Annotated in this window: 1 protein-coding gene; it reads left to right on the plus strand. The window is 30.0% G+C overall.

What is annotated here, in order from left to right:
- Window positions 1–7: 7 nt before the first annotated feature.
- A partial coding sequence (locus SB717_RS34765) for an MGDG synthase family glycosyltransferase (protein ID WP_410907422.1) occupies window positions 8–310 on the plus strand: 303 nt, incomplete at its 3' end.

Here is a 310-nt window from a genome sequence, read left to right on the forward strand (position 1 = left end):
GATTTGTTTGATAAAAAACCCCAAGGTTTTAATATTAACTGCACATTACGGTAATGGTCATGTGCAAGTAGCAAAAACATTAGAACAAACATTTCGCCAAAAAGGAATTGAAGATGTCATTGTATGCGACTTGTTTGGAGAATCACATCCATTTATAACTGACATTACAAAATATCTATATTTAAAAAGTTATACAATAGGAAAAGAATTATATCGTTTGTTTTATTACGGGGTAGAAAAAATTTATGATAAGAAAATAGCATCTTGGTATGCGAACTTTGGAAGAAAACGTTTGAAAACACTGTTACAG

It is taken from the genome of Priestia sp. SIMBA_032, assembly GCF_046535215.1.
Lineage (GTDB): Bacteria > Bacillota > Bacilli > Bacillales > Bacillaceae_H > Priestia > Priestia aryabhattai.